Origin of the sequence: Mesorhizobium sp. M0018 (assembly GCF_040323955.1) — a bacterium.
Lineage (GTDB): Bacteria > Pseudomonadota > Alphaproteobacteria > Rhizobiales > Rhizobiaceae > Mesorhizobium.
In genome coordinates, this window is the sequence record NZ_JAMYVL010000015.1 from 57,972 (window position 1) to 80,589 (window position 22,618).

Genomic DNA, 22,618 nt, shown 5'->3' on the forward strand with positions numbered 1-22,618 from the left:
CTCACATCGAGAAATCGAAGCGATAGGTCGTCGACATGCCGATCATGAACTGATCCCTGGAGCCGCGCTCCTTGACCAGGCTGGAATCGGCGGCCGGGCCCATCAGGTGGGAATATTCGCCGAACAGACTGGCCGTCATCGGCTCGGTCACCTTCCAGGTCACCGCGCCGCCCAGGCCCGCCGACTTCACCCCGCCGCCGGGATGATATTCGCTGAGCCCCGAGGCCAGGGACTCCTCGGCATCAACGCCGTAATTGGCGTCGAAATAGTCCGATGAGGCGAACGAAACGCGCGGTCCGGCCGAAATCCTGACGTCGGGCGTCACATCGTAAAAGGCGTCGGCGGCGATGTCGGCGACAAAACCGTTATGGGCGCGAATGCCGTGCCGCAATTCGGCGCGGGCACGCAGCCAATCCAAAGGATAGAATTCGAAGAAGCCGCCAGCCTCGCCGCCCCAGCGCACCGGGTCGAGACCCTTCAATTCGTCGGCGTCACCACCGTCGCGGGAAAACAGGAACTTGCCTGTCAGGCCGGCGCGGACGCCGCCATCGTCGATCAATGCCAATGAAATATTGTCGTTGCGCGAGGTGAAGCGCGCCGCGGGACCAGCCTTGCCGAGCGAGATGATCGGCGAGGCACTGAGCAGGTACTTCTTGCCGCCCTCGAAATTCGGGGCAACCATGCCGGTGGCGCCGACCGTCAGGTACCAGTCTCCGGACAGCCAGCCGAAGGTGCCCTCGCCGGCCTTGGCAACGCCGCAGGTGCCGAGCATGAATGCGGCCAAGATCGTCGGGACAGACCGCATCGTTACTCCATACGTCGAACGCATTGGCCGATACAACCAGCCTTGACTGAAGCCATGGCGCCAGTTCGGTAAAATTTGACTTAATATCCGCAACATTGGCCGCGTTGGCCGGCCTGTTCCGCGTTGCAGTCGATTGCTTGGCGCACCAAGATTCCAGATCAAGTGCTTGGAATACGATAGCAGTTGCCTCGGCAGGGGTTACAAACATTCGCGGACAAACATGCCTGCGCTGTGAAGAGCCCGGCGACCGGCGCTCAACCCCGCATTCCAAACCGGCCAAGCGTGAATCATATGCGGCCAAATTTCGAGACCTACTTTAACGTCAGCCGCGCCAGCGGCTTCGGCGAGCCGAGTTGCGTCCGACAACAGCGTCTCGGCCGAACCGGCTTGTATCAGCATTGGGGGAAATCCGCTCAGATCGGCGAACAAAGGCGAGATCAGCGGATCGCGCCGACCAACGCCATTGGGAACATAGGCCGTTGCCAGTTCCTCCAAATACGCCCGGTGGATGATAGGGTCGATTGCGTCCTTGGTTGATAATGTCGCGCCGGACATCGAAAGGTCCGTCCAGGGCGAAACCAGCCAAAGACATTGCGGCAACGGCTCGCCTGCCGTGCGCAATATACTGACCAGGCACAGAGTGAGGTTGCCGCCCGCACTGTCTCCGCCAACCACGATGCGGTCCGACGCGATGCCTTGCCGGCTCAGAAAGCGCCATGCGGTGAGTGCGTCTTCATGTTGCGCAGGGAAAGGATGTTCCGGTGCGCGGCGATAGTCGATCGCGAGGGTGCGTATTCCCATTGCCCGACCTGCCTCGGTAACCATTCGACGATGACTTTTAAGGGAGCCGGAGCAGTAGCCACCACCGTGGAAAAAGAGCAGAACCTTATCCCTGTCACTCCCAGGCGCCAGGGACCACTCTCCCTCAAGGCCATCGAAAACCACATCCTCGCATCGGATGTCCTCCGCGACCGGCCAGACCGAACCGACTTCGTCGAGCCGCGCCCGGCGTTCGTCCCAGCGGACCGTTCGTGGTTTTGACGTCAACAGCCTGCGGACGGCGTTGATCTCTGTCAGATCGAGGTGTTCGTCCACATCGCTCACTTTGCTTCCCCAGTCTTGCCAAGCGCCGAGAAAGGCGAACAGCCAAACGTCATCGACAAGATATCGATTGCCTGCTTGCAAATATAGCGACGAACCAGCGCCACGATCATCTTGCGATCAGTCCGATCAACATCAGCGAGAAATCGTCCGACGTCCGTGCCATATTGGCGGTGCGCTGCCGTGTGAGCCAATTTTCGATTGCTCGACGATGCAAGGTTCAAAAGAGGGGGAATTCCGATGCCGGACAATTCGTATGCCGGACGCAAGGTTGTGACATGCGGATGCGGATGCGACCGGCGTTGCGCGGCGTTTGGAGGTCTGGCTCGGTATCAAAGCTCGACGTTGCGGCCGCTTTGCGGACAGGAGCTATTCTCCAACTAAACCTCGGCGTGGCCACGGTTTGGCCTGAGGGCGCAAGCCCACGTTTCACGGAAATAAACTCGCAGCGGCTGCTCTTGCCAAAAGCAGGCGTACCGCCCGAGCCTGGGTGTGACCCTCACTGCCTGCTCGCTTTACGAGAAGGCACATCGGCGTTACCTTCAAAGCCGACAAAAAAGGCCAAGTAGTCTTGAGGGAGAGGGCGATGACACTGCACGGCGATGCCTTGAAAGATGCGATCAGCCAGACGCGGGCGAAATGGGGATGGTTCGTCGCGCTCGGGGTGCTGCTGCTTGTCTTCGGCGGCATTGCCTTCGGCAATCTGTTCATCGCAACCGTCGCCTCGGTCTTTGTCGTGGGCTGGCTGATGCTGATGGCCGGCATTGTCGAGATCATCCATGCCTTCGGTGTGAAGACATGGGGCCGCTTCTTCTATTGGCTGCTCAGCGGCCTCCTCTACGCCGTCGCCGGCGTCTTCGCGTTCGACAATCCGGTCCTCGCCTCGACGGTGCTGACCTTCCTCCTGGCGGTCGCGCTTCTTGCCTCAGGCGTGCTCAGGGCCTGGGTCGGCTACAGCCACCGGCCACAGCCCGGCTGGGGCTGGGTGGTCGCGGCCGGCGTCATCAGCGCGCTGGCGGGACTGGTCATCGCCATGGGCTGGCCGGTCAACAGCGTGTGGGTGCTGGGCCTGTTCCTGGCCGTCGACCTGATCTTCCAGGGTTGGAGCTTCATCGCTCTTGGCTTGGCGCTGAAGAGATAAATTCTGGTTGAGCATGATCTTAATCGGAAAACCGGTTCCCACTTTTTTGCTTCGCTGACCTTCGGTTCGGGACCATGCTCTAAAAAGCTATGGCCGCGTCCAGCCCGGAAAGCGGCCTGACGCCGGCGAGCAGTGCCTTCGCCTCGGCCTCGTCACGCTTCATCTGGGCGACCAGCGCGTCAAGCCCGTCGAATCTCACCTCCGAGCGCAGGTAGCCGAAGAAGGACACGGCACAAATCTCGCCGTAGAGGTCGCCGGAAAAGTCGAAGACGAAGGTCTCCAGCAATGGCGCGCCATTGTCGTCGACCGTCGGCCGGCGGCCGAAGCTGGCGACGCCATCGTGAAGCGAACCGTCGGCGCGGCGGAAGCGGACGGCATAAATCCCTTCCTTGAGGGTGGCTTCCGGCGAAAGCCTCATGTTTGCGGTCGGAAAGCCGAGTGTCCGGCCGAGCTGCTGGCCGCCGATCACCTCCGCCTCGACGGTGAAACGGTAGCCGAGCAAACCGGCGGCCTCGGCCACATTGCCCTCGCACAGCAGCGTGCGTATGCGGCTCGACGACACCACCTCGGCGCTTTCGTCGCGAAACGCATCCACCAGCGTGACGCCGAAGCCGTGGCGCTCGCCGGCAGCCATCAGATAGGCCGGGCCGCCCTGGCGGTCCTTGCCGAAATGGAAATCGAAGCCGGTGACGGCGTGGCTTATGCCGAGATTGCGCTCGAGCACGCCGGTGACGAAAGCCTCCGCCGACAAGGCGGCGAACTCGCGTGTGAACGGCTGCTCGACCAGCGCCGCAAAGCCCAGATGCGACAACAGCCGCGCCTTCATCGGCGGCGGCGTCAGCACGAACAACGGCATGTCCGGCCTGAACACCTTTCGCGGATGCGGTACGAAGGTCAGCACCAGGGCGGGTACGCCGCGACGCTCCGCTTCGGCGCGCGCGCGTTCGAGCACCGCCTGGTGGCCGCGGTGGACGCCGTCGAAATTGCCGATAGCCACCACGCCGCCGCGCAGATGGGCCGGCAGCGGTGCGGTTGCGGAAATGCGTTCGAACATGGCCGTCATGGCTTGAACCTATTGCAGCCTGGGAATCACCGCGACCGGCCTGTAGCCATATTTTTCCAGGAAGGCCGCGAGCCTGGCCGGATCCGGCTGCAGCGTCTCACCGTAATCGCGGGCATGGATGCCGCCCGATACGTAGAGCACGTCGAAGCCATTGTCGGCCGCGCCCTTGATGTCGGTCATCATGCCGTCGCCGATGGCCAGAACTTGCGAACGCTCGACCGGGCGGCCCAGAATGACGGCGATCTCCTTCATGGCGACATCATAGACCGGCGCGTAGGGTTTGCCGGCGATCAGCGTGCGTCCGCCAAGCTGTGCGTATTCGCGGGCCAAAGCGCCCGCGCACCAGATCATGCGTTCGCCGCGCTCGACGACGATGTCGGGATTGGCGCAAATGAAGGGCAGGTTCCTGGCACGCAGCCGCAGCAGAAGATCGGCATAATCCTCCGGCTTCTCCACCTCGTCATCGAACAGGCCAGTGCAGACCACGCCGGATGCTTCGAACTCCTCGACGAGTTCGACGTCGAGGCCCTCATAGAGCGTGAAATCCCGATCGGCGCCTATGTGGAAGATCTTTCGCGGCCCTTCCGCGATCAGGTCGCGGGTAACGTCGCCGGACGTCACGACACGGTCGTAGGCGGCGGGAGGAACGCCGATGGCGTTCATCTGCGCCACCACGTCGGCGCTGCGACGCGGCGAATTGGTGATCAGCACGACAGGTATTTTCGCCGCGCGAGCAGCGATCAGCGCGGCAGCCGCCGCCGGGAAATGCCATTCGCCGTTGTGCACCACGCCCCAGACGTCGCACAGGATGGCTGAATAGGCTCCCGACAAGTCTGCGAGCGAACCGATGATGTCGGGCGAATCCGCCATGCTGTTGTCCCTGTACCATGATGCTTGCGAGCGCCGCGACCGACGGTCCGCCGCGACCGGCTGGGATTAACCGAAGCGCTTCACCCTGTCACCAGCTTTCATAGCGCCGCAAGATTGTCGCACGGGGACGCCGGCGAGCACGCGATGGTGAAAGCTTTTCTTTTCCAGCGCCTTATCCCCTTTTTTAGAGGCTTTGCCGCGGGAAGCTCGGAGCAGCATTGCCGATTGCGGACGCGTGGTTAACAGGGATTGAAAACCCGTACCGGCCTTGAACGTATTTCAGCAATCGGAAATTTAAAAATGCGTGGCATCGTCCGGGAAAAATGGGGCGGGCGGGAATGCTGAAGGCAATAGTCGGAGAATTCCGACACGACAGACGTGGCAACTACTCGTTAATGACTGCAATCACCATTGTGCCGCTGATGGCCGGTCTGGCGCTCAGTGTCGACTACGGGGAGTTGCTGCGCCAAAAGCACGAAACGCTGAACGCCCTTGATGCGGCCGGCCTCGCCGCCGCCCAGCAGATCGTTGCCGGCGCCAGCGACGACGACGTCAAGGCCTACGCCAAGACATTTTTCGAAACCAATCTCGCACGTATCGACCCGGCGAATACAGCGCTGACCGTCACGCTGCCCAACAACAATGCCGGCGGCGGCACCCTGAAGCTCTGCGCCAGCCTCACCTTCCATCCCTATTTTCTACCGGCCGCCAGCCTGCTGATCGGCGGCACGGCAAGCGACACGACCTTCACCGAATGTTCGGAACTCCGCCTCAAGAACACCCTCGAAGTCGCGCTTGTGCTGGATAATTCCGGCTCGATGAGTGATCTCGGCTCCGGCACCGGCGAGAAGCGAATAAACCTGCTGAAGTCGGCCGCCAAGCAGCTTGTCGATACGCTGGCGCTTCAGGCGCAGCAGATGAAGCAGATCACCAAACCGGTGCAGTTTTCTCTCGTGCCGTTTGCGGCCTCGGTCAATGTCGGCCCTACCCACGACCAGGACGGCTGGATGGATCAGGACGGCATGTCCCCGATCCAGCACGAGGATTTCGACTGGACGACGATGAGTGCCGCCAACAATCCGGACAAATATGCCGAGAAGCTCAACGGCGTCTGGTACAAGCGCGGCACCGGCTGGGGCGAGACCAAGGACCAGCCGCTGACCCGTTTCAGCCTCTACGCCGACATGACGGTCGAATCGGGCCGCGAAGAGGTACCCAATTCGAAGCAATATGTCTGCGACACATACAAGAAGAACGGCACCTGCCAGTACGGCCATTGGAGCGCACCGGAATATATCTACACCACAAGCCGCTATGCGAGCTGGCAAGGTTGCGTCGAAGCACGGCCATATCCCTACAATGTCAGCGACACCACGCCCGATACAACCGCGCCGGCCACGCTTTTCGTGCCGATGTTCGCCCCGGATGAGGCTGGCACTCTGTGGCTCGATTTCAACCGTGACGGCATCAACGACGTCATCGGCACGTCCTACAATTACGGCAACAACTGGTGGGCCGATTGGCCCTATGTCGCCGGTCCTACCGCTTCCCAGCGCCAGTCTGACATGCGCAAATATTTCCTTGTAAAACCATACGGTTCGCAATCCGCAGCCGCAGGCGATGGGCCGAATTCCTCCTGCACCACCAACCCGATCACGCCGTTGAAGGACGTCAGCCAGGACGCAGAGAAGCAGGAGATCAAGGACGCCATCGACGCCATGGCGCCGAACGGCAACACCAACGTGCCGGAGGGGCTTGCCTGGGGCTGGCGAACTGTATCGAGCAACCCACCGTTCTCCGAGGGCCGGTCGAACAGCGAGAGGGGCAACGACAAGGTGGTCGTGGTGCTGACCGACGGAGCCAATACCTATAGCGCCGTCAGCGACAGCAGCTATGCCAACAACAGGTCGACCTACGCCGCCTACGGCTACACTGGCCTGACCTATCCGGGATCTGGAAGCGTAACCCGCCTGTTCATGAATACCAGCACCGATATTGGCAAGACCACCTATACCGGTGCCAACTACACGGCAGCACTCGACGAGCAGATGAAAACGCTCTGCGCCAATGCAAAGAATTCAAATATTCTGGTGATGACGGTGGCGCTCGACCTGTCACCCACAGATGCCGGCGACAAGAAGGCAATCGATGCGCTGAAGGCATGTTCCTCGGATTCGCGCTTCCGCAAGGATCCGGCGGACCCGAGCAAGCCGGTCAAGCTGTTCTGGAATGCGACAGGCGCGACGCTGTCCGACAATTTCAAGGAAATCGCCAACGAATTGTCGAACCTGCGCATCGTCGGCTGAAGGCGATGGGATTGGCGACTAAGGCAGGGGGGCCCGGCGCGCTGGCGCAAAGGCTCCTGCCGTCATGCCCTTGCGGGTTATGGAAGCATGTGGTGAGTGTCCCCACCCGGAGATGCGCTCTTGCCTGAACCCGCCAACCATCTTGCCTTCGCGCTGGTCTGCCTCGGTATGGTGCTGACGCCTGGCCCGAACATGATCTATCTGATCTCGCGCTCGCTGTCGCAAGGGCCGAAGGCCGGACTGATCTCGCTGGGCGGCGTGGCGCTCGGTTTTTTGTTCTACGTGCTGTCGGCGGCGTTCGGCATCACCGCGTTGCTGCTCGCCGTGCCCTTTGCCTATGATGTGCTGCGCCTTGCCGGCGCGCTCTATTTGCTGTGGCTCGCCTGGCAAGCGGTGAAGCCCGGCGGGCGCTCGCCCTTCCAGATCCGCGAACTGCCGAGAGACAGGCCGCGCAAGCTGTTCGCCATGGGCCTGATGACCAACCTGCTCAACCCGAAGGTGGCAGCGCTCTATCTGTCGCTGCTGCCGCAATTCATCAGCCCCGGCAGGGGCCACGTGCTGTCGCAGCTTCTGGTGCTCGGTGCCACACAGGTCGCGATCAGCCTGACCGTCAACGCCATCATCGCGGTGACGGCCGGCTCGATCGCCCTCTTCCTCGCCGGGCGGCCGCTATGGCTGGTGATCCAGCGCTGGATGATGGGCACGGTGCTGACCGCGCTGGCCGTCAAGATGGCAACCGACGCGCAACGCTGATCGGTCCTACATCGGCCGCCGGTCCGGCTGTGCCCGCTCCGGTTCGACCACCCTGCGGTAAAGATGCCAGGTCGCGTGGCCAAGGATGGGCATGACGACGGCAAGCCCGGCAAATAGCGGGATCGAGCCGATGACCAGCAGCACGGCGACCATCAGGCCCCACAGCGCCATCTGCAGCGGGTTTGTCAGAACTGCCCTTGCCGACGTCTCGATTGCCGAGACCGCGCCGACATCGCGGTCGAGCAGCAGCGGAAAGGCGACGACGGTCGTCGCCAGCACGATCGCGGCAAAGGCGAACCCGGCCAGGTTGCCGAGCAGGATCAGTGTCCAGCCCTTGCTGGTCGTCAGCACTTCGCGAATAAAGCCGACGATAGAGGCCGGAGGCTGATTGCCGTACAGGCTGGTGTAGATCGATTGCGCGGTGAACAGCCAGAGCAGGAACAGTACCACCAGCATGATACCGATGACTGCAATCGCGGGCAGCGCCGGCGAGTGGCGCACGTCGAGCGCATGCCACCAGGATGTATCCATGCCGAACTCGCGCCGGCGGCTGATTTCGTAAAGGCCGATTGCGGCGAACGGGCCGACCAAAGCGAAGCCGGACATCAGCGGATAGATGAGCTGGATGGCGTTCGAGCCCGAGGTCCACTGCGTCAGGATCAGGCCGACCACCGGATAGATCAGGCACAGGAACACATAATGCGACGGCTTGGCCCAGAAATCCTCTACGCCGAGACGGAGCGCATCGATCAGATCCTCGGTGCTGATGCGGCGCACCGTGGGCTGTACATGCATTCCACGTGCGTCCGCCATGACATGAAAGCCGGCCATAACCTTTCTCCCGTGTGTCGGAGCGGTCACCGCCAGGATGGCCGCCCGCAGCTGCCACTTCAACAACGCCCGTATGATAGCCGATCTCGGCGTGCTTGTCGCCACCGCCCGGCGCCGGGGCACCGGGCGCTGAACGAACAGTTTACACCGCGAAGCGATCGATCACCTCGGCCAGCGGCACGTGACCGAGGCAAGCGCCGGACCCGGCGGGCTTTTCGCCAGCCTCGACAGCGAGCGCGTATCGCACGGCCGGATCGGCTTCGATGCGGCGGCGTAGCGCCGCCAGCCTGGGATAAGCTGCGCCGTCGACCGCCTGGTGGAACTCCGCCCAGCGCGCTACGCCGATCAGCGTGGTATCGGCAAGCGTCGGCCGGTCGCCGACCAGGAAATCCGTGTCGAGGATCATCGCCTCGAGCTGGTCATGGCGGTTGGTAACGACCTTGCGGCCGAAATCACGCAAGGTCGCCAGCAGCACCGGTTCCGCCGACTCCATTTCATATGCGGCCCAGAGCGGGGTGAAAGCGGCGGTGAAACCGGTGTTCACGAAAGCCATCAGCTGATGCATCCGGTCGCCCTCCGGCGAGCGAGGATCGAAGCTGATACGGCGTTGCGTATCGCGGGCTTCGAGCCAGGCGGCAATCGCCATGGTCTCGGTGTGCACCCTGCCCTCGTCCGTGATCAACACCGGTGTTTCCTGACGACCGTTGATGCTGGCATAGGCGTCGTTCTTCATCTCAGTGAGCATATCGACGCGACACAGGCGGTAGGGTTGTCCGACGCGTTCAAATGCAGCGACAAGCCCCATCGAACTTCCCAGCGGGAAGCCGTAAAGGAGAATAGGTTCCATTTCTTTGTCTCTTCCATGATTTAGGGATTACGCTGCGCAGCGAAACTTGACCCTAAACGCTGGTCGCCCCATGTAAATTACGCACTATTCTGTAACCAGGTCCCCGCCATGAAAGATGTCGTCTCACGCTGCCCGATCGAGGAGACTATGCGTGTGCTCAGCGGTCGCTGGCCCACCTTGCTGCTCTACTACCTCAGGGACGGGACCAAGCGCTTCAGCGATTTGAGGCGTGACAACCCGACAGTTTCGCACCGCATTCTGGCGCTGGAACTGCGCAAGCTGGAGGAAGCCGGGATCGTGCGGCGAACGGCGCGTACCGGCTATCCGCTTCGCGTGGATTACGACCTCACGGAGCCCGGTCTCAAACTTGTGCCACTCATCGACGCCCTGGGCGATTGGTGGGAAGATACCGAGGACGATCGGGCCGACCGGGCTACATCGACGCCGGAAATCAAACTCGTGGCGGCGGAATAGCCGACCGGCGATCACCGCCGCAAAGAACTGTCGGCGAGAGCCCAGAGCGCTCCAAGCCGTTCATACATTAGATTCCGCAAGACCAAGGCGACCGGCTATGGGGCGCGCCATTGTGGCCAGCCAAACCGGGACAAGGCACCGCCATCCGGCACCAACTCCTGTAGCATAGCTCGCCAATCCTGATCACCTGATCCGCCGTTCGATCTCGTTGCCCGATCAGATCGGCTTGACCATGCTGGCTGGCTGTCGCTTTCGATCCTGACGTGAACGAAGAGCCTACTTATCCTCTTGAAGTTTCTCCTGAGACTTTGCCATTTGATCGTCCCCAAGTTCCATATTGTGCATCGTTGCAATCAACCATTCATCATGATCCCGCGTCGCCACTACGCTGATTAATCCGCGCCGACGCGGCCATTCGTTTCCCATCGGATCGAGCGCGCCAGTCATGGACCACCGCAGGTCGAGCGTGGCAACATCAGGGCGAACAAGCCTGTTCCGCACGCTTTCGGCGGATAGATGGCTGTACTTGAACATCTTCTCAAAAATTGGGGCATGGAACTGCTCGATCTTGTCACGTCCAGTCGCCTGCATCCCGAAGACGTTTGTAAATTCGGCATCTGCCGCGAATACGGCGGCAAAGGCGCGAGCATCGTGACGATTCCAAGCTTCGATCAGCCTGTGCGCGACACTTTCCACCCCTTCAGTTCGGACGTTGCCGGTAGCCATGCTGATCTCCTGTCATATAGTTCGGTTGCCATACTATATGGGCACCATATAAGTTTGAAAAGATGGATAATCAGCCCTACACGCAGTCTCTGCTTCTCTATGCTTATCAATCGTCGGCGAGCGCCTTGGTCCAGGTTCTCCGGGAGAGCGGCCATGCGGCAATCAAGCCCAAACACGGCGCTGTATTCGCCAACATCGACGCAGAAGGAACCCGACCCAGCGTCCTCGCAGAGCGTGCGGGCATTGGCAAAGCATCGATGGGTGAGTTGATCGATGAACTGGAGCGCCTCGGTTATGTTCGGCGTTCGCATGATCCGAACGACAGACGGGCCAAATTAATCGTTGCAACTGACGCGGCGCTTGCGGTGATCCGGACCGTCCACGATTTCAATCAGCGTCTCGAAGACCAATACCGAAGGCTGCTTGGTGCTCAGGCGTACGAATCGCTGCGGTCGTCACTGCAAGCGATATCCCCCAGCGAAAATTTGCAACCGAGGATACCTCGCCAGCGCTCGTGAAGCCGCAAAGGTAGGGCAAAAGAAACTCTCTGTCCGTGAAGGCCTGACTGGGTATCGAGCTCCTGGGAGTATCGAGCCCGAACAGCCGTCTGGGCGAATGCTGCCATCCGAGCAGGCCTGTTTCGATTGAGCGGTGAAATCAATCTGACACAGTACCATCGCGTCAAAACCATTCATCACGCATTTTCACGGCCCTGCCCGGCAAAAGCCATGATCGCGGTTATGTCAGGCGGGCATGACCGTTACGAAAATCGAAAATTACGAGGTCCAACCAAGCCTAAGCAGGCGCGTGCTGCTCAGAGCTGCCGGCCTTGGCGCCCTTGCCGGGCTCACCGCCTGCGCAACCGCCGTGCTGCCTACCGGTGAAAGCGCCGGTGTCTCTGCTTCCGCCGCCGGCACGCTGGCCGGCATCCGCGCTTCGGCGGGTCTGGGGCCGCTCGCCCCCGATGCCCGGCTCGAGCAGGCGGCGCTCCAGCAGGCCGGATATATGGCGCGCGGCGGCCGAATGAATCACACCACCGGCTGGGGCAAGGACTTTGCCTCGCGCGTCAAAGACAATGGCATTGCCGGCGCTGCCGCCGAAAATATTGCCGAAGGCCGCTTCGACCAGCAGAAGCTGTTCGATATCTGGGTGCATTCGCCAGGCCACCGCCGCAACATGCTCGACCCGCGCTTCACCCGCTTCGGCCTCGCCTATGTGCGCGACGGCCGCGACAGCACGCTTCGCTACTGGTGCCTTGTGCTCGGCAGATAACTTCCACCATTTGGACGGCGGAAGCCTGCTGGCGACCGATCCGTCAGTCTTTGCGGCCGCCGCCGAGCAATTCCTCGATGTCCTGCGCACAAACCGGCCTGCTGAAATGATAGCCCTGCATTTCGTCGCAATTGTTCCTGCGCAGGAAAGCAACCTGATCATCTGTCTCAACGCCCTCGGCGATGACCCTCAGGTTGAGATTTTGCCCCAATGAAATCACCGCGCTGGCCACAGCCTGATCGTTCTCGTCGGCGGCGAGATCCTTGATGAAGGACTTGTCGATCTTTAGCCGCGCCACGGGAAAGGTCTTGAGTGCGCTGAGGCTGGAATAGCCGGTGCCGAAATCATCGATCGAGATCTGGACACCCAGGCTTTGCAGGGCGTTCATGGTGGCGACCGCCAGCTCGATATCCTGCATGATAAGGCTCTCGGTCACCTCCAGCTCGAGATACCTGGCCTCCAGGCCGCTGTCCTTCAGCGCGCTGACGATGCGATCGATCAGGTTGCGCTCCCTGAATTGCCGCGCCGACACATTCACGCAAACGGTCAAGGGCGGCAGCCCCGCGTCTTGCCAGGCTTTGTTCTGCCGGCACGCCTCATGCAGAACCCAGTCGCCGATCGGTACGATCAGACCTGTCTCCTCGGCGGTCGGGATGAACATCGTCGGCATTACCGTGCCAAGCGTTGGGTGGTTCCAGCGTATCAGCGCCTCGACCGCAAAAACCCGACCTGACCGAAGGTCCACCTGCGGTTGGTAGAGCAGCGTGAATTCCGAACGCGCCAAGGCGTTTCGCAACTCTTCCTGAAGCACGAATTTTTCATGCGCCCTGGTGTTGAACTCCGGAGCGTAAAACTGGAAATTATCGCGGCCGAACTCCTTGGCGCGATACATGGCCGCGTCGGCATTTGCCAGCAGCGTATCGGGATCCGTCCCATCCTTGGGATAGTTGGCAATGCCGATGCTGGCCGTCGCCCGCACAAGATGCGCTCCGAGCCGAACCGGCTCGGCGAGTGCAGCCCTGAGCTTTTGCAAGGTCTCGGAAACGAGATCGACGTTCGCCGGCTGGTCGAAAAGCACGACGACGAATTCGTCGCCGCCAAGCCGCACGACGGTATCGGTCGCCCGGACGCAGTCGACCATGCGACTTGCGACGGTCTTCAGGAGCTCGTCGCCGGCATTGTGGCCGAGCGTGTCGTTGACGAATTTGAAATTGTCTAGATCAATGAACACCACTGTCACCCAGCGATCGTATCGCTGGGCGTACAAGACCGCCTGTGAAAGCCGGTCCTCCAACAAGGCGCGATTGGGAAGCCCGGTCAGCACGTCGTGATTGGCCATGAAGTGGATCCGGTCTTCGGCCTGTTTGCGTTCGATGGCGATCCCGGCGATGCGCGTGGTGAAATCGATGAGGCGGGTCTCGGCCTCGGTCGGCTCGCGCACCGTCATAGAATACATCGCAAAGACGCCGAGCACGGCGCCCTGATGCGACAGGATCGGCGTCGACCAGCATGAACGCAAACCGTGTGGGCGCGCGAGTTCGCGATAGTCCTGCCAAAGCGGATCCTGCATGATGTCAGCGACAATCACCGGCTCGCGCCGATAGACTGCGGTACCGCAAGACCCTGCCCTTGGGCCCACCGCGGCGCCGTCGACGGCGTCGGTGTAGTCTCTCGCCAGGCTCGGCGCGGCGGCGTGGCGCAAGTGGCTGCCATCCTTGTCGAGCAGCAAGACCGAACCGAATATCCCCGCCAGTTGGGACTCGACCAGACGCATGAGCCGCTCGAGCACGTCTTCGAGGGGAGCGCTCTTTGCGATCATCTCGAGGATATGCGCCTGCCCGTCGCGAAGGATTTCGGCCTGCTTGCGCGCAGTGATGTCACGGGCAATGCCGACGAGGCCGAAAATGTTGTTCTGAACGTTGCGCAACGGCAGTTTCGTAGACAGGAACCATTTGCCGGTGCCTGACGCATCGACGACGAACTCCTCCTCGTCGATCATCGGTTGTCCGTCGCGCATTAGTTGCTGCTCGATGAGGCGAAATTTCTGCGCAAGATCCGGCGCGTGAAGGTCGAAGTCGCTTAGACCGATCATGTCGCTCGTGCTGTCTCGACCGCTGTCGGACGCAATGGCTCGGTTGGCGACGACGAAGCGGCTTTCGGTGTCCTTCACCCACATGTAGTCAGGCACCAGGTCGATGAGCGTCTGCAAGGAGATACGCTCGTCGACGACCAAGCGGTTGGCGCTGAGCTCGCTGATGTCCTCATGCGTGGCCACCCAGCCGCCGTCAGGCATCGGCTGATGGCAGACCTGAATTGTCCGGCCATCGGCGAGCTCGGCTGTCCAGTTCCCCGAAGCCGTGCCCGAATTGACTGCCCGGGCCAACGCCAGATAAGCGTCCGCATTCATTGCCGAGGTTCCGACAGCGACGCGCCGCTCGACGATTTCGCGCAGCGCCGCACCCGGCTGCAATTGCTCCGGGGCAAGGCGATAGATTTCCGCGTAGCGTCGATTGCACAGGATCAGCCGTTCACCGGCATCAAAGAAACAGATGCCTTGCGAGATGTTCTCTATCGCGGTCTGGAACCGCAGTGCCTGGTCCTGAAGTGCCACAATCGTGGCGCGAAGCTCACGCTCGAGGGCCTCATATGAGGCAGTCGCCAGTTGTGCCAGCGTCGTCAAATTTGCGGATTCGGGCGCGTCGGCGGTTTGCCTGGATGACTTCGTGGCCAAACACAATTCCTCCCGCTGATGCTTGAGGCAAGCAATGGAGGCTCGCCTTCAACCCAAAAGCGACTGCATATTGGTCCGGATATACTAATGGCAGGTGAACCTGGCTCAACGCCGACGCTACCGGCACAGGCAACGGAAGCCGTGGCCGGTCGCGGTTGCCGTAAGCCCTGAGGCTTAGTCCATATGCGCGGCAGGCGCCCCACCGGCGGGCGGCGCAGCCTTTGGCTTGCGCAGCAGGAAAACAAACGGGACAGCAAGCAGCGTCATCATCATCAGCAGCTTGAAGTCATTGACGTAGGAGATCATCATCGCCTGGACATTGACCATGCGATCCATCAGCGACAGCGCCGTCGGATCGCCCCCCGCCGCTGCCGGCGATGCCGCCCAGAGGTTGGGATTGAACGGATTGATGTAGGCCGAAAGCTCGGCATGGTTGATCTGCGTGTTGCGTACCAGCAGAACCGTCACCACCGATACGCCGATCGACGAGCCAAGATTGCGCACCAGGCTGAACAGCGCCGTTGCATCGGTGCGGAAACGTGCGTCGAGCGTGGCGAAAGCCACGGTGGACAGCGGCACGAACACCATTCCCATTCCAAGGCCCTGGATGACGCCGGAACTGAGGATAAGCCAGTTGTCCATCTGCGGCGAAAAGCTCGACATCGTGTAGAGCGATTGCGCGGTCAGCAGGAAGCCGATGACGACGAGGATCCTGGCATCGATCCTGTGCATGATCCGCCCGACGAACAGCATCGCGATCATCGTGCCGACACCGCGCGGGCCCAAGACGATGCCTATGGTGAGGGTCGGATAACCGAAGATGGTCGACAGCATTGGCGGCAGCAGCGACATGCTCGCCAGGATGAGCACGCCCATGACAAAGATGAACGCGAGCCCGGTGACGAAATTGCGATCGAGGAAGATCTTCGGGTCGATAAAGGGGTGCTCCGCCGTCAACGTGTGGATGGTGAATACCCAGAAACCGGTGATGGAAAGACCAAGCTCGATCCATATCTCGATCGAGGAAAACCAGTCGACCTCGCCGCCGCGATCGAGCATCAGCTGCAGCGCGCCGACACCGAGCGAGAGCATGGTGAAGCCGAAGAAATCGAAGCTGCGCACCCGCCGGGCGACGCTGGGAAGATATGCCGCCATGCCAAGGAAGGCGATGATGCCGACCGGCAGGTTGATGAAGAACACCCAGCGCCAGTTGAAATTCTCGGTCAGCCAGCCACCCAGCGTCGGGCCAAGGATCGGTCCCAGCATGATGCCGGCGCCCCAGATGGCCATGGCCTGGCCGTGGCGTTCCCTGGGGTTGATGTCGAGCAGGAAGGTCTGCGACAGCGGCACGATGGCCGCACCGAACACGCCTTGCATGAGCCGGAACAAAACGATGGTCTCAGGGCTCCAGGCGATGCCGCACAGCATTGAAAAGACGGTGAAACCGACCACGGCCGTCAGGAACAGCTCCTTGCGACCGAAGCGGTCGGCCAGCCAACCGGTCACCGGCGTCATGATCGCCGCGGCAACGATGTAGGAGGTCAACACCCAGTTGATGTTGTCGGGGGAGGCGCCGAGATCGCCGGTCATGGTCGGCAGCGCAACGTTGGCGATCGTCGTGTCGAGCGCTTGCATGATCGTCGCAAGCATGAGCGCAACTGTGATCAGGCCGCGGTGCGGTACTTCGCGAAAGGGTTCTGGGCTGCTCATGACGTAAAACTTCCAGCAGGTAACAAAAACGTGTACATTAGGTTTCCGGACGGCGAGGCCCCGCTGTAGAGAGACCCTCATCGCGGTGGGACGCGAGCATCGATGTGGGGGTTACATCGACTGAGCGTCTCGACAAAGCGGGCGCCTGCCGCCCGGAAACCTGAGGACCGAAGATCCTGCGCGACGTTGTCTGCTCAGGCAGGCTACAGCGCAGCCCGTCTACGCATTCAACTTTTCCTGCGCCTCCCTCGGACCAATCCTGCATCCATCTCGCTGTTTGCTATGCGGCCGCTACCAGGCCTCTTTACCTGGCCTCGCCTGCCGTGGCGCGGCGGAAAATGCTCGGCAGCCCGCGGGAAACGCCGGTGTCCACCGTGACGGTCGCGCTCATGCCGGTGCGCAGCGCCGCCTTGGCGTCGGCATCGGTCAATTCCAGGCGGACCGGAATGCGCTGCGTGACCTTGACCCAGTTGCCGGTAGCGTTCTGCGCGGGCAGCAGCGAGAACTCGGCGCCGGTGCCGGCGCCGATCGCCTTGACGGTGGCTTCGAACGTCTTGCCCGGATAAGTATCGACCATGATTTCGGCCTTCTGGCCGGGTTTCATGTTGGTGAGCTGGGTTTCCTTGAAATTGGCGTCGACCCAGGTGTCGCCGGTCTCGACCAGCGAAAACAGCGGCGTGCCCGAACCGACATACTGGCCGACCTTGAACGAAGCGGCCTGGCTGATGATGCCGTCGGCGGGTGCCTTGACCGTGGTCTGGACCAGATCGTAGGCCGCCTTGTCGCGTGCGGCGAGCGCCGCCATTACCGTTGGATGCTTGTCGGTCTCGATGTCGGGATTGCCGCCAAGTGCCGCCTTGGCGCTGACGATCCCTTGCTGGGCCACGGCCAGCTGCTGCTTCGCCTTGTCGAGGTCGTTCTTGGCTTCGTCCAGAGACGACTTGGCGTTGATGCCCTTCTGGGCAAGGTCGGCGGCGCGGTCATATTGCGACTGCGCGTACTGGACCTGGCTTTCGTCGGACTTCTCCTGCGCCAGCGCCTGGCTGTAGGCCGCACGCAACTGCTCGACATTGAGCCGTGCGCCGGCCACCGCCGCGTCGGCCTGGGCCAATGCGATCCGGTAGGGCTCGGGATCGATAGCGAACAACACGTCGCCCTGCTTGACAGACTGGTTGTCGAAAATGTCGACCTGAACGATGCGGCCCGCCGTATCGGCGGCTATCGACACCTTGGCCTGCTGCAGATTGGCGTTCTCGGTCTCCTGATAGCGGCCGCCGGTCACCCAGACATAGCTGCCGCCGGCGATCAACGCAGCGGGCAGCACAAACATCAAAAGGAAGCGGCCGGCACGGCGCTTCTGCTTCGGCGCCACCGGCGCCGGAGCTATCTGCGGAGCGACCGTTACCGGAGCTGCCGCCGGCTTCGCGGGAGCTTCCATCTCCAGCTTGGCCGCATTCTCATCTAGTTTGGCTACCGCGTTCATGCTGCTGCGCCTTCCGTATTCTTCACTTTTTCCGAGGGCGGCGCCTCACCATCTGCAAGATTCTGCACCATTGTCTCCAGAGCCCTGACTAGGACGCGGCGATCTTCCGGCGAAACGCCAACGAGCGATTCCTCATAGACCTCGCCGGCAAGGCTCTTGACGTGGGTGTAGGCCGCGTTTGCCTTGGCGGTCGGGAAAATCATGCGCACTCGCCTGTCGGTTGCGTCGGGACGACGCTCTATCCAGCCGCCCTCCTCCATGCGATCGACAAGACGCGAGACGCTGATCGGCTCGATTTCGAGAAGCTCGGCAAGCCGCGCCTGCGCGACACCCGCCTCCTTGGCGACGCGGACCAGAAGCCGCCACTGCGCCGAAGAAAGGCCGAAACCACTGGCGCGCGCTTCGAAGCGCTTGCGCATCAGGCGCTGCACGTCGTGGATCAAAAAGCCCAATCTGTCGATGCCGTCGGAAACCATGAGCGACATATATAATAAGCGTGCTTATAATTCAAGGAGCCGGATTGTGCCAGAAGCCGGCGAGTGTGCATGGCAGTCGGTGCAGGGCGATCGTGGTTAGCAATTTATTACGCCGGGCGCTTGTGACGCGAAGCGATGCGGTTCTCGAGCGGCGCCCCGGATGAGCTGAGCCTGGATGCAGCACTTGTGACGGCGCCCTCGGGCGAACGCTTCTTCAGCATATCGGCGTGCTACATCGGCCCACTCGACGAAGGCCAGCAAATCATTCAACCTCTGAGAGAGTATGGCACGCCAGTTGAGCGCCGGATTGCTCCTGTCCCCTATCTTCAAATCCAATCGGCCGGGGACAGCCTCTTTCCGCGCGGGCGGCGCTACTACTGGAAGGCGCAGTTCATGCGCGAAATCACAGATCAGGCGATCGATACCATGCTTGCGGCTTACATGACTGCACCCAGCGAATCGCTTCTGGTCCTGCAGCAGGTTGGCGGCGCCATCTCGCGAGTACCGATGGACGGAACGCCCTACGCCAATCGGGATGCGCTTTACGATCTGGGACTACCCGTCTGACGACGAAACGCACATCCGATGGGCGCGCGACCTGTGGGATGCAATGAGACCGTTCTCGACCGGCGGCGTCTATGCGAATAATCTCGGCGAAGAAGGCACTGATCGGGTTCTGGCGGCTTACGGCGAGAATTATCCGAGGTTGGCCGCACTAAAGAACAAGTATGATCCCACCAATTTCTTTCGCTTGAACCAAAACATTAAGCCTGCGACCTGAGCGACCGCCCCAGGCCGATGCTCGAAATTCTGCGGCGCTGCTACAGCTCCAAATTCCAGTTCTGGCCGACCAGATCCTTGCCGAAGGAATGGTGGCGCTCCTCGTTGGTCAATTTAAAGCCCGCAGCCTCATAGATGTGGCGGGCGGCGGCGAGCACGTCGTTGGTCCACAGCGTCAGTGTCGTGTAACCCGTGGCGCGGCAAAAGCCGATACATTCCTCGACGAGCCGCTTGCCGATGCCGAGGCCGCGCGCCGACGGCTCGACATAGAGCAGGCGCAACTTCGCCACCGCGTCCGACTGGCGCACGACGAAGACCGAGCCGACGACCTCGCCTTGCCTCTCGGCGATCCAGCTGCGTTCCCATTTCGGATCGAAGGATTTGACGAATGCGCCGAGGATTTCGGCGACCAGCGCCTCATAGGTTTCGTCCCAGCCATATTCCTGCGCGTAGAGCAGGCCCTGGCGATGGATAATCCAGCCGATGTCGCCGACTTGCAGAGGCCGCAGCATATAGGGAATTTTGGGCTCGGCGCTTCCGCCCAGCAGACGCTGTACCGTCTGCATGGCCTTGACCAGCCTATCCTGTTCGGGAACTGGAAGCCGGTCGAGCAATGCCGCGACCTGGTCGTGCGAACCCTGGTTCAGCGGCGCGAAGGCCTGCCGCCCGGCCTTGGTCAGCGCGATCGTCGAACGCCGTGCATCCGCCTCGATCGTGGCGCGCTCGACCAGATCACGCTCCTCGAACTTCTTCAGCAGCCGGCTGAGATAACCGGCATCGAGGCCGAGATCGCGCCCAAGGTCGGTGGCGGTCAGGCCATCGCGATGCGCCAGCTCATAGAGCACTCGCGCCTCGGTCAGCGAGAAGGTGCTTTTCAGCAGCCCTTCGTCGAGCAGCCCGATCTGGCGGGTGTAGAAGCGGTTGAAGGCCCGCACCGCGTCGATCCGCTCCTTGCCTGGGTGATGATGAATGGTCATGGCATCCTCTTCCCGGCAAGATCAGCGATTTAGTTGACTTAGTCAAGTATCCGTTTGAAGCAATTGTCCTGATGATGCTCACCGGGCGCCTTGACTCGCGCGAGTTGCCAGCCTATTTCAGCGCCACGTTAGCACTCCCCCAAGATGAGTGCTAACCACATGTCCGGCGCCGCCGGACGGAGGAACTGTTCTCACCATTCTCATCGAGGAATAAAAAATGGCAAAGTCGAAGTTCCGCCCGCTTCATGACCGCGTGGTCGTTCGTCGGGTCGAATCCGAATCCAAGACCGCGGGCGGGATCATCATCCCCGATACGGCTAAGGAAAAGCCGCAGGAAGGCGAGATCATCGCCGTCGGTTCCGGCGCCCGCGACGAAGCCGGCAAGCTCGTCCCGCTGGACGTCAAGGCCGGCGACCGCATCCTGTTCGGCAAGTGGTCGGGCACCGAAGTCAAGCTCAATGGCGAAGACCTTCTGATCATGAAGGAATCCGACATCATGGGCATCATCGGCTGAATATCGGCCTCACCCTCATTTAAATCTTCGGGCTCAATCCAAGCCCCTGCCAGGAGCTAAAAATGGCTGCCAAAGACGTAAAATTCTCCCGCGACGCTCGTGAGCGCATGCTGCGCGGCGTCAACATCCTCGCCGACGCGGTGAAGGTCACGCTCGGCCCTAAGGGCCGCAACGTCGTCATCGACAAGTCGTTCGGCGCACCGCGCATCACCAAGGACGGCGTCACCGTCGCCAAGGAAATCGAGCTTGAGGACAAGTTCGAAAACATGGGCGCGCAGATGGTCCGCGAAGTTGCTTCGAAGACCAACGACATCGCCGGCGACGGCACCACCACCGCGACCGTTCTGGCACAGTCGATCGTCCAGGAAGGCCACAAGTCGGTTGCCGCCGGCATGAACCCGATGGACCTCAAGCGCGGCATCGACCTCGCCGTCGCCGACGTCGTCGCGACGCTGATTAAGAACGCCAAGAAGATCAAGACCTCGGAAGAGGTTGCCCAGGTCGGCACCATCGCCGGCAATGGCGACGTGTCGGTCGGCTCGATGATCGCGGAAGCGATGCAGAAGGTCGGCAATGAGGGCGTCATCACCGTCGAGGAAGCAAAGACCGCCGAGACCGAGCTTGAAGTCGTTGAAGGCATGCAGTTCGACCGCGGCTATCTCTCGCCCTACTTCGTCACCAACGCCGAGAAGATGGTTGCGGATCTGGAAGACGCCTACATTCTTCTCCACGAGAAGAAGCTCTCCAATCTGCAGGCCATGCTGCCGATCCTCGAGGCCGTCGTGCAGACCTCGAAGCCGCTGGTCATCATCTCGGAAGATGTCGAAGGCGAGGCCCTGGCCACGCTGGTCGTCAACAAGCTGCGCGGTGGCCTGAAAATCGCCGCCGTCAAGGCGCCGGGCTTTGGTGATCGCCGCAAGGCCATGCTGGAAGACATCGCCATCCTCACCGGTGGCCAGGTCATTTCCGAAGACCTCGGCATCAAGCTCGAGAATGTCGGCCTGAACATGCTCGGCCGCGCCAAGAAGGTGTCGATCTCCAAGGAGAACACCACCATCGTCGACGGCGCCGGCAAGAAGGCCGAAATCCAGGGCCGCGTCGCCCAGATCAAGCAGCAGATCGAGGAGACCACCTCGGACTACGACAAGGAGAAGCTGCAGGAACGTCTCGCCAAGCTGGCGGGCGGCGTTGCCGTCATCCGCGTCGGCGGTGCGACCGAAGTGGAAGTCAAGGAAAAGAAGGACCGCGTCGATGACGCCCTCAACGCGACCCGCGCGGCCGTCGAAGAAGGCATCGTTCCCGGCGGCGGCGTCGCACTGCTGCGCGCTTCGCTGAGCATCAAGGCAACCGGCGCCAACTCCGACCAGGCCGCCGGCATCAACATCGTGCGCCGCGCGCTGCAGGCTCCGGCCCGCCAGATCGCGGCCAACGCCGGTGCGGAAGCATCGATCGTTGCCGGCAAGATCCTTGAGAACAAGGGGGCAACCTTCGGCTACAACGCCCAGACCGGCGAATATGGCGACATGATCGCCATGGGTATCGTCGATCCGGTCAAGGTTGTGCGCACGGCTCTGCAGGACGCGGCCTCGGTCGCCGGCCTGCTGGTCACCACCGAAGCCATGATCGCGGAGGCTCCGAAGAAGGAGTCGGCTGGCGGCGGCATGCCTGGCGGCATGGGCGGCGGCGGCATGGGCGGCATGGGTGGCATGGATTTCTAATCCAGCCAATCTCGCAAGCTTTCGGAAAGGGCGGCAGCGA

General features: G+C 61.6%; 23 protein-coding genes. 10 read left to right on the forward strand and 13 right to left on the reverse strand.

What is annotated here, in order from left to right; all coding sequences use genetic code 11:
- Position 1 precedes the first annotated feature (1 nt).
- From NKJ81_RS20970 to NKJ81_RS20980, 3 genes are all read right to left on the reverse strand, one after another.
- Entirely contained in the window at positions 2 to 805 is an 804-nt protein-coding gene (locus tag NKJ81_RS20970; RefSeq protein ID WP_352541590.1) for a MipA/OmpV family protein, read from the reverse strand.
- Between the two features lie 198 nt (positions 806 to 1,003).
- Positions 1,004 to 1,909 carry an alpha/beta hydrolase gene (locus NKJ81_RS20975; protein WP_352541591.1) on the reverse strand — a complete coding sequence of 302 codons (906 nt, stop codon included), beginning with the start codon at positions 1,907 to 1,909 and terminating at the stop codon, positions 1,004 to 1,006.
- On the reverse strand, positions 1,906 to 2,157 hold the full coding sequence (locus tag NKJ81_RS20980; RefSeq protein WP_352541592.1) for a hypothetical protein: 252 nt from the start codon (positions 2,155 to 2,157) through the stop codon (positions 1,906 to 1,908). The genes NKJ81_RS20975 and NKJ81_RS20980 overlap by 4 nt, the downstream gene beginning before the upstream one ends.
- A 335-nt stretch (positions 2,158 to 2,492) precedes the next feature.
- Here NKJ81_RS20980 and NKJ81_RS20985 point away from each other — a divergent pair, with 335 nt between their 5' ends.
- Positions 2,493 to 3,047: an HdeD family acid-resistance protein gene (locus NKJ81_RS20985; protein WP_352541593.1), complete on the forward strand. Its 555-nt coding sequence runs from the start codon at positions 2,493 to 2,495 to the stop codon at positions 3,045 to 3,047.
- A 79-nt stretch (positions 3,048 to 3,126) separates the two neighbouring features.
- Here the strand turns inward: NKJ81_RS20985 and NKJ81_RS20990 are convergent, their stop codons facing one another.
- Together NKJ81_RS20990 and NKJ81_RS20995 are read right to left on the reverse strand one after the other, a co-directional pair.
- Positions 3,127 to 4,110: a bifunctional riboflavin kinase/FAD synthetase gene (locus NKJ81_RS20990; RefSeq protein WP_352541594.1), complete on the reverse strand. Its 984-nt coding sequence runs from the start codon at positions 4,108 to 4,110 to the stop codon at positions 3,127 to 3,129.
- Positions 4,111 to 4,119: 9 nt separating this feature from the next.
- A complete protein-coding gene (locus NKJ81_RS20995) occupies positions 4,120 to 4,980 on the reverse strand; it encodes a TIGR01459 family HAD-type hydrolase (protein WP_352503369.1) in 861 nt (286 codons plus the stop codon).
- Positions 4,981 to 5,318: 338 nt separating this feature from the next.
- Between NKJ81_RS20995 and NKJ81_RS21000 the strand changes: the two genes are divergently transcribed.
- Both NKJ81_RS21000 and NKJ81_RS21005 read left to right on the forward strand, forming a co-directional pair.
- Positions 5,319 to 7,286, forward strand: a complete 1,968-nt coding sequence (locus NKJ81_RS21000) for a pilus assembly protein TadG-related protein (protein WP_502904307.1) — start codon at positions 5,319 to 5,321, stop codon at positions 7,284 to 7,286.
- A 120-nt stretch (positions 7,287 to 7,406) separates the two neighbouring features.
- Positions 7,407 to 8,039, forward strand: a complete 633-nt coding sequence (locus NKJ81_RS21005) for a LysE family translocator (RefSeq protein WP_352541596.1) — start codon at positions 7,407 to 7,409, stop codon at positions 8,037 to 8,039.
- Between the two features lie 6 nt (positions 8,040 to 8,045).
- On the opposite strand, the gene NKJ81_RS21010 is transcribed toward NKJ81_RS21005, so the two are convergent.
- A complete protein-coding gene (locus NKJ81_RS21010) occupies positions 8,046 to 8,870 on the reverse strand; it encodes a DUF2189 domain-containing protein (protein ID WP_352541597.1) in 825 nt (274 codons plus the stop codon).
- 142 nt (positions 8,871 to 9,012) lie between these two features.
- Positions 9,013 to 9,717 (reverse strand): glutathione S-transferase family protein, encoded by a 705-nt coding sequence (locus NKJ81_RS21015; RefSeq protein ID WP_352541598.1) that lies wholly within the window; start codon positions 9,715 to 9,717, stop codon positions 9,013 to 9,015.
- A 108-nt stretch (positions 9,718 to 9,825) separates the two neighbouring features.
- On the opposite strand from NKJ81_RS21015, the gene NKJ81_RS21020 reads away from it, so the two are divergent.
- On the forward strand, positions 9,826 to 10,191 hold the full coding sequence (locus NKJ81_RS21020) for a winged helix-turn-helix transcriptional regulator (protein WP_352541599.1): 366 nt from the start codon (positions 9,826 to 9,828) through the stop codon (positions 10,189 to 10,191).
- Positions 10,192 to 10,467: 276 nt separating this feature from the next.
- On the opposite strand, the gene NKJ81_RS21025 is transcribed toward NKJ81_RS21020, so the two are convergent.
- Positions 10,468 to 10,917 (reverse strand): SgcJ/EcaC family oxidoreductase, encoded by a 450-nt coding sequence (locus NKJ81_RS21025; protein WP_352541600.1) that lies wholly within the window; start codon positions 10,915 to 10,917, stop codon positions 10,468 to 10,470.
- Positions 10,918 to 10,979: 62 nt separating this feature from the next.
- Between NKJ81_RS21025 and NKJ81_RS21030 the strand changes: the two genes are divergently transcribed.
- Both NKJ81_RS21030 and NKJ81_RS21035 read left to right on the forward strand, forming a co-directional pair.
- Complete coding sequence (locus tag NKJ81_RS21030; RefSeq protein WP_352541601.1) at positions 10,980 to 11,435, forward strand: MarR family winged helix-turn-helix transcriptional regulator; 456 nt, start codon at positions 10,980 to 10,982, stop codon at positions 11,433 to 11,435.
- A gap of 235 nt (positions 11,436 to 11,670) precedes the next feature.
- Positions 11,671 to 12,189: a CAP domain-containing protein gene (locus NKJ81_RS21035; RefSeq protein ID WP_352541602.1), complete on the forward strand. Its 519-nt coding sequence runs from the start codon at positions 11,671 to 11,673 to the stop codon at positions 12,187 to 12,189.
- Positions 12,190 to 12,232: 43 nt separating this feature from the next.
- On the opposite strand, the gene NKJ81_RS21040 is transcribed toward NKJ81_RS21035, so the two are convergent.
- From NKJ81_RS21040 to NKJ81_RS21055, 4 genes are all read right to left on the reverse strand, one after another.
- Positions 12,233 to 14,920: an EAL domain-containing protein gene (locus NKJ81_RS21040; RefSeq protein WP_352541603.1), complete on the reverse strand. Its 2,688-nt coding sequence runs from the start codon at positions 14,918 to 14,920 to the stop codon at positions 12,233 to 12,235.
- Positions 14,921 to 15,094: 174 nt separating this feature from the next.
- The gene (locus NKJ81_RS21045) at positions 15,095 to 16,630 is read right to left on the reverse strand and encodes a DHA2 family efflux MFS transporter permease subunit (protein WP_352541604.1); all 1,536 of its coding nucleotides are present in this window, start codon (positions 16,628 to 16,630) and stop codon (positions 15,095 to 15,097) included.
- 304 nt (positions 16,631 to 16,934) lie between these two features.
- Positions 16,935 to 18,113, reverse strand: a complete 1,179-nt coding sequence (locus tag NKJ81_RS21050) for an HlyD family secretion protein (RefSeq protein ID WP_352474507.1) — start codon at positions 18,111 to 18,113, stop codon at positions 16,935 to 16,937.
- Positions 18,110 to 18,589 carry a MarR family winged helix-turn-helix transcriptional regulator gene (locus NKJ81_RS21055; protein ID WP_352503401.1) on the reverse strand — a complete coding sequence of 160 codons (480 nt, stop codon included), beginning with the start codon at positions 18,587 to 18,589 and terminating at the stop codon, positions 18,110 to 18,112. The genes NKJ81_RS21050 and NKJ81_RS21055 overlap by 4 nt, the downstream gene beginning before the upstream one ends.
- Positions 18,590 to 18,724: 135 nt before the next feature.
- On the opposite strand from NKJ81_RS21055, the gene NKJ81_RS21060 reads away from it, so the two are divergent.
- Both NKJ81_RS21060 and NKJ81_RS21065 read left to right on the forward strand, forming a co-directional pair.
- Positions 18,725 to 19,156 carry a hypothetical protein gene (locus NKJ81_RS21060; protein WP_352474506.1) on the forward strand — a complete coding sequence of 144 codons (432 nt, stop codon included), beginning with the start codon at positions 18,725 to 18,727 and terminating at the stop codon, positions 19,154 to 19,156.
- Positions 19,125 to 19,370 (forward strand): BBE domain-containing protein, encoded by a 246-nt coding sequence (locus NKJ81_RS21065; RefSeq protein ID WP_352474504.1) that lies wholly within the window; start codon positions 19,125 to 19,127, stop codon positions 19,368 to 19,370. Before NKJ81_RS21060 ends, NKJ81_RS21065 begins: the two co-directional genes overlap by 32 nt.
- A gap of 40 nt (positions 19,371 to 19,410) precedes the next feature.
- Here the strand turns inward: NKJ81_RS21065 and NKJ81_RS21070 are convergent, their stop codons facing one another.
- A complete protein-coding gene (locus tag NKJ81_RS21070; RefSeq protein ID WP_352541605.1) occupies positions 19,411 to 20,346 on the reverse strand; it encodes a bifunctional helix-turn-helix transcriptional regulator/GNAT family N-acetyltransferase in 936 nt (311 codons plus the stop codon).
- Positions 20,347 to 20,563: 217 nt separating this feature from the next.
- On the opposite strand from NKJ81_RS21070, the gene groES reads away from it, so the two are divergent.
- Together groES and groL are read left to right on the forward strand one after the other, a co-directional pair.
- A complete protein-coding gene (groES, locus tag NKJ81_RS21075; RefSeq protein ID WP_006203049.1) occupies positions 20,564 to 20,860 on the forward strand; it encodes a co-chaperone GroES in 297 nt (98 codons plus the stop codon).
- Positions 20,861 to 20,922: 62 nt separating this feature from the next.
- Positions 20,923 to 22,578: a chaperonin GroEL gene (groL, locus tag NKJ81_RS21080; RefSeq protein ID WP_352541606.1), complete on the forward strand. Its 1,656-nt coding sequence runs from the start codon at positions 20,923 to 20,925 to the stop codon at positions 22,576 to 22,578.
- Positions 22,579 to 22,618 lie beyond the last annotated feature (40 nt).

Coding starts and splice junctions, on each gene's coding strand:
- NKJ81_RS20970 (WP_352541590.1), bottom strand. CDS start 805: ATGCGGTCTGTCCCGACGATCTTGGCCGCATTCATGCTCGGCACCTGC.
- NKJ81_RS20985 (WP_352541593.1), top strand. CDS start 2,493: ATGACACTGCACGGCGATGCCTTGAAAGATGCGATCAGCCAGACGCGG.
- NKJ81_RS20990 (WP_352541594.1), bottom strand. CDS start 4,110: ATGACGGCCATGTTCGAACGCATTTCCGCAACCGCACCGCTGCCGGCC.
- NKJ81_RS20995 (WP_352503369.1), bottom strand. CDS start 4,980: ATGGCGGATTCGCCCGACATCATCGGTTCGCTCGCAGACTTGTCGGGA.
- NKJ81_RS21000 (WP_502904307.1), top strand. CDS start 5,319: ATGCTGAAGGCAATAGTCGGAGAATTCCGACACGACAGACGTGGCAAC.
- NKJ81_RS21010 (WP_352541597.1), bottom strand. CDS start 8,870: ATGGCCGGCTTTCATGTCATGGCGGACGCACGTGGAATGCATGTACAG.
- NKJ81_RS21015 (WP_352541598.1), bottom strand. CDS start 9,717: ATGGAACCTATTCTCCTTTACGGCTTCCCGCTGGGAAGTTCGATGGGG.
- NKJ81_RS21020 (WP_352541599.1), top strand. CDS start 9,826: ATGAAAGATGTCGTCTCACGCTGCCCGATCGAGGAGACTATGCGTGTG.
- NKJ81_RS21025 (WP_352541600.1), bottom strand. CDS start 10,917: ATGGCTACCGGCAACGTCCGAACTGAAGGGGTGGAAAGTGTCGCGCAC.
- NKJ81_RS21030 (WP_352541601.1), top strand. CDS start 10,980: ATGGATAATCAGCCCTACACGCAGTCTCTGCTTCTCTATGCTTATCAA.
- NKJ81_RS21035 (WP_352541602.1), top strand. CDS start 11,671: ATGACCGTTACGAAAATCGAAAATTACGAGGTCCAACCAAGCCTAAGC.
- NKJ81_RS21045 (WP_352541604.1), bottom strand. CDS start 16,630: ATGAGCAGCCCAGAACCCTTTCGCGAAGTACCGCACCGCGGCCTGATC.
- NKJ81_RS21050 (WP_352474507.1), bottom strand. CDS start 18,113: ATGAACGCGGTAGCCAAACTAGATGAGAATGCGGCCAAGCTGGAGATG.
- NKJ81_RS21055 (WP_352503401.1), bottom strand. CDS start 18,589: ATGGTTTCCGACGGCATCGACAGATTGGGCTTTTTGATCCACGACGTG.
- NKJ81_RS21060 (WP_352474506.1), top strand. CDS start 18,725: ATGCGGTTCTCGAGCGGCGCCCCGGATGAGCTGAGCCTGGATGCAGCA.
- NKJ81_RS21065 (WP_352474504.1), top strand. CDS start 19,125: ATGCGCTTTACGATCTGGGACTACCCGTCTGACGACGAAACGCACATC.
- NKJ81_RS21070 (WP_352541605.1), bottom strand. CDS start 20,346: ATGACCATTCATCATCACCCAGGCAAGGAGCGGATCGACGCGGTGCGG.
- groES (WP_006203049.1), top strand. CDS start 20,564: ATGGCAAAGTCGAAGTTCCGCCCGCTTCATGACCGCGTGGTCGTTCGT.
- groL (WP_352541606.1), top strand. CDS start 20,923: ATGGCTGCCAAAGACGTAAAATTCTCCCGCGACGCTCGTGAGCGCATG.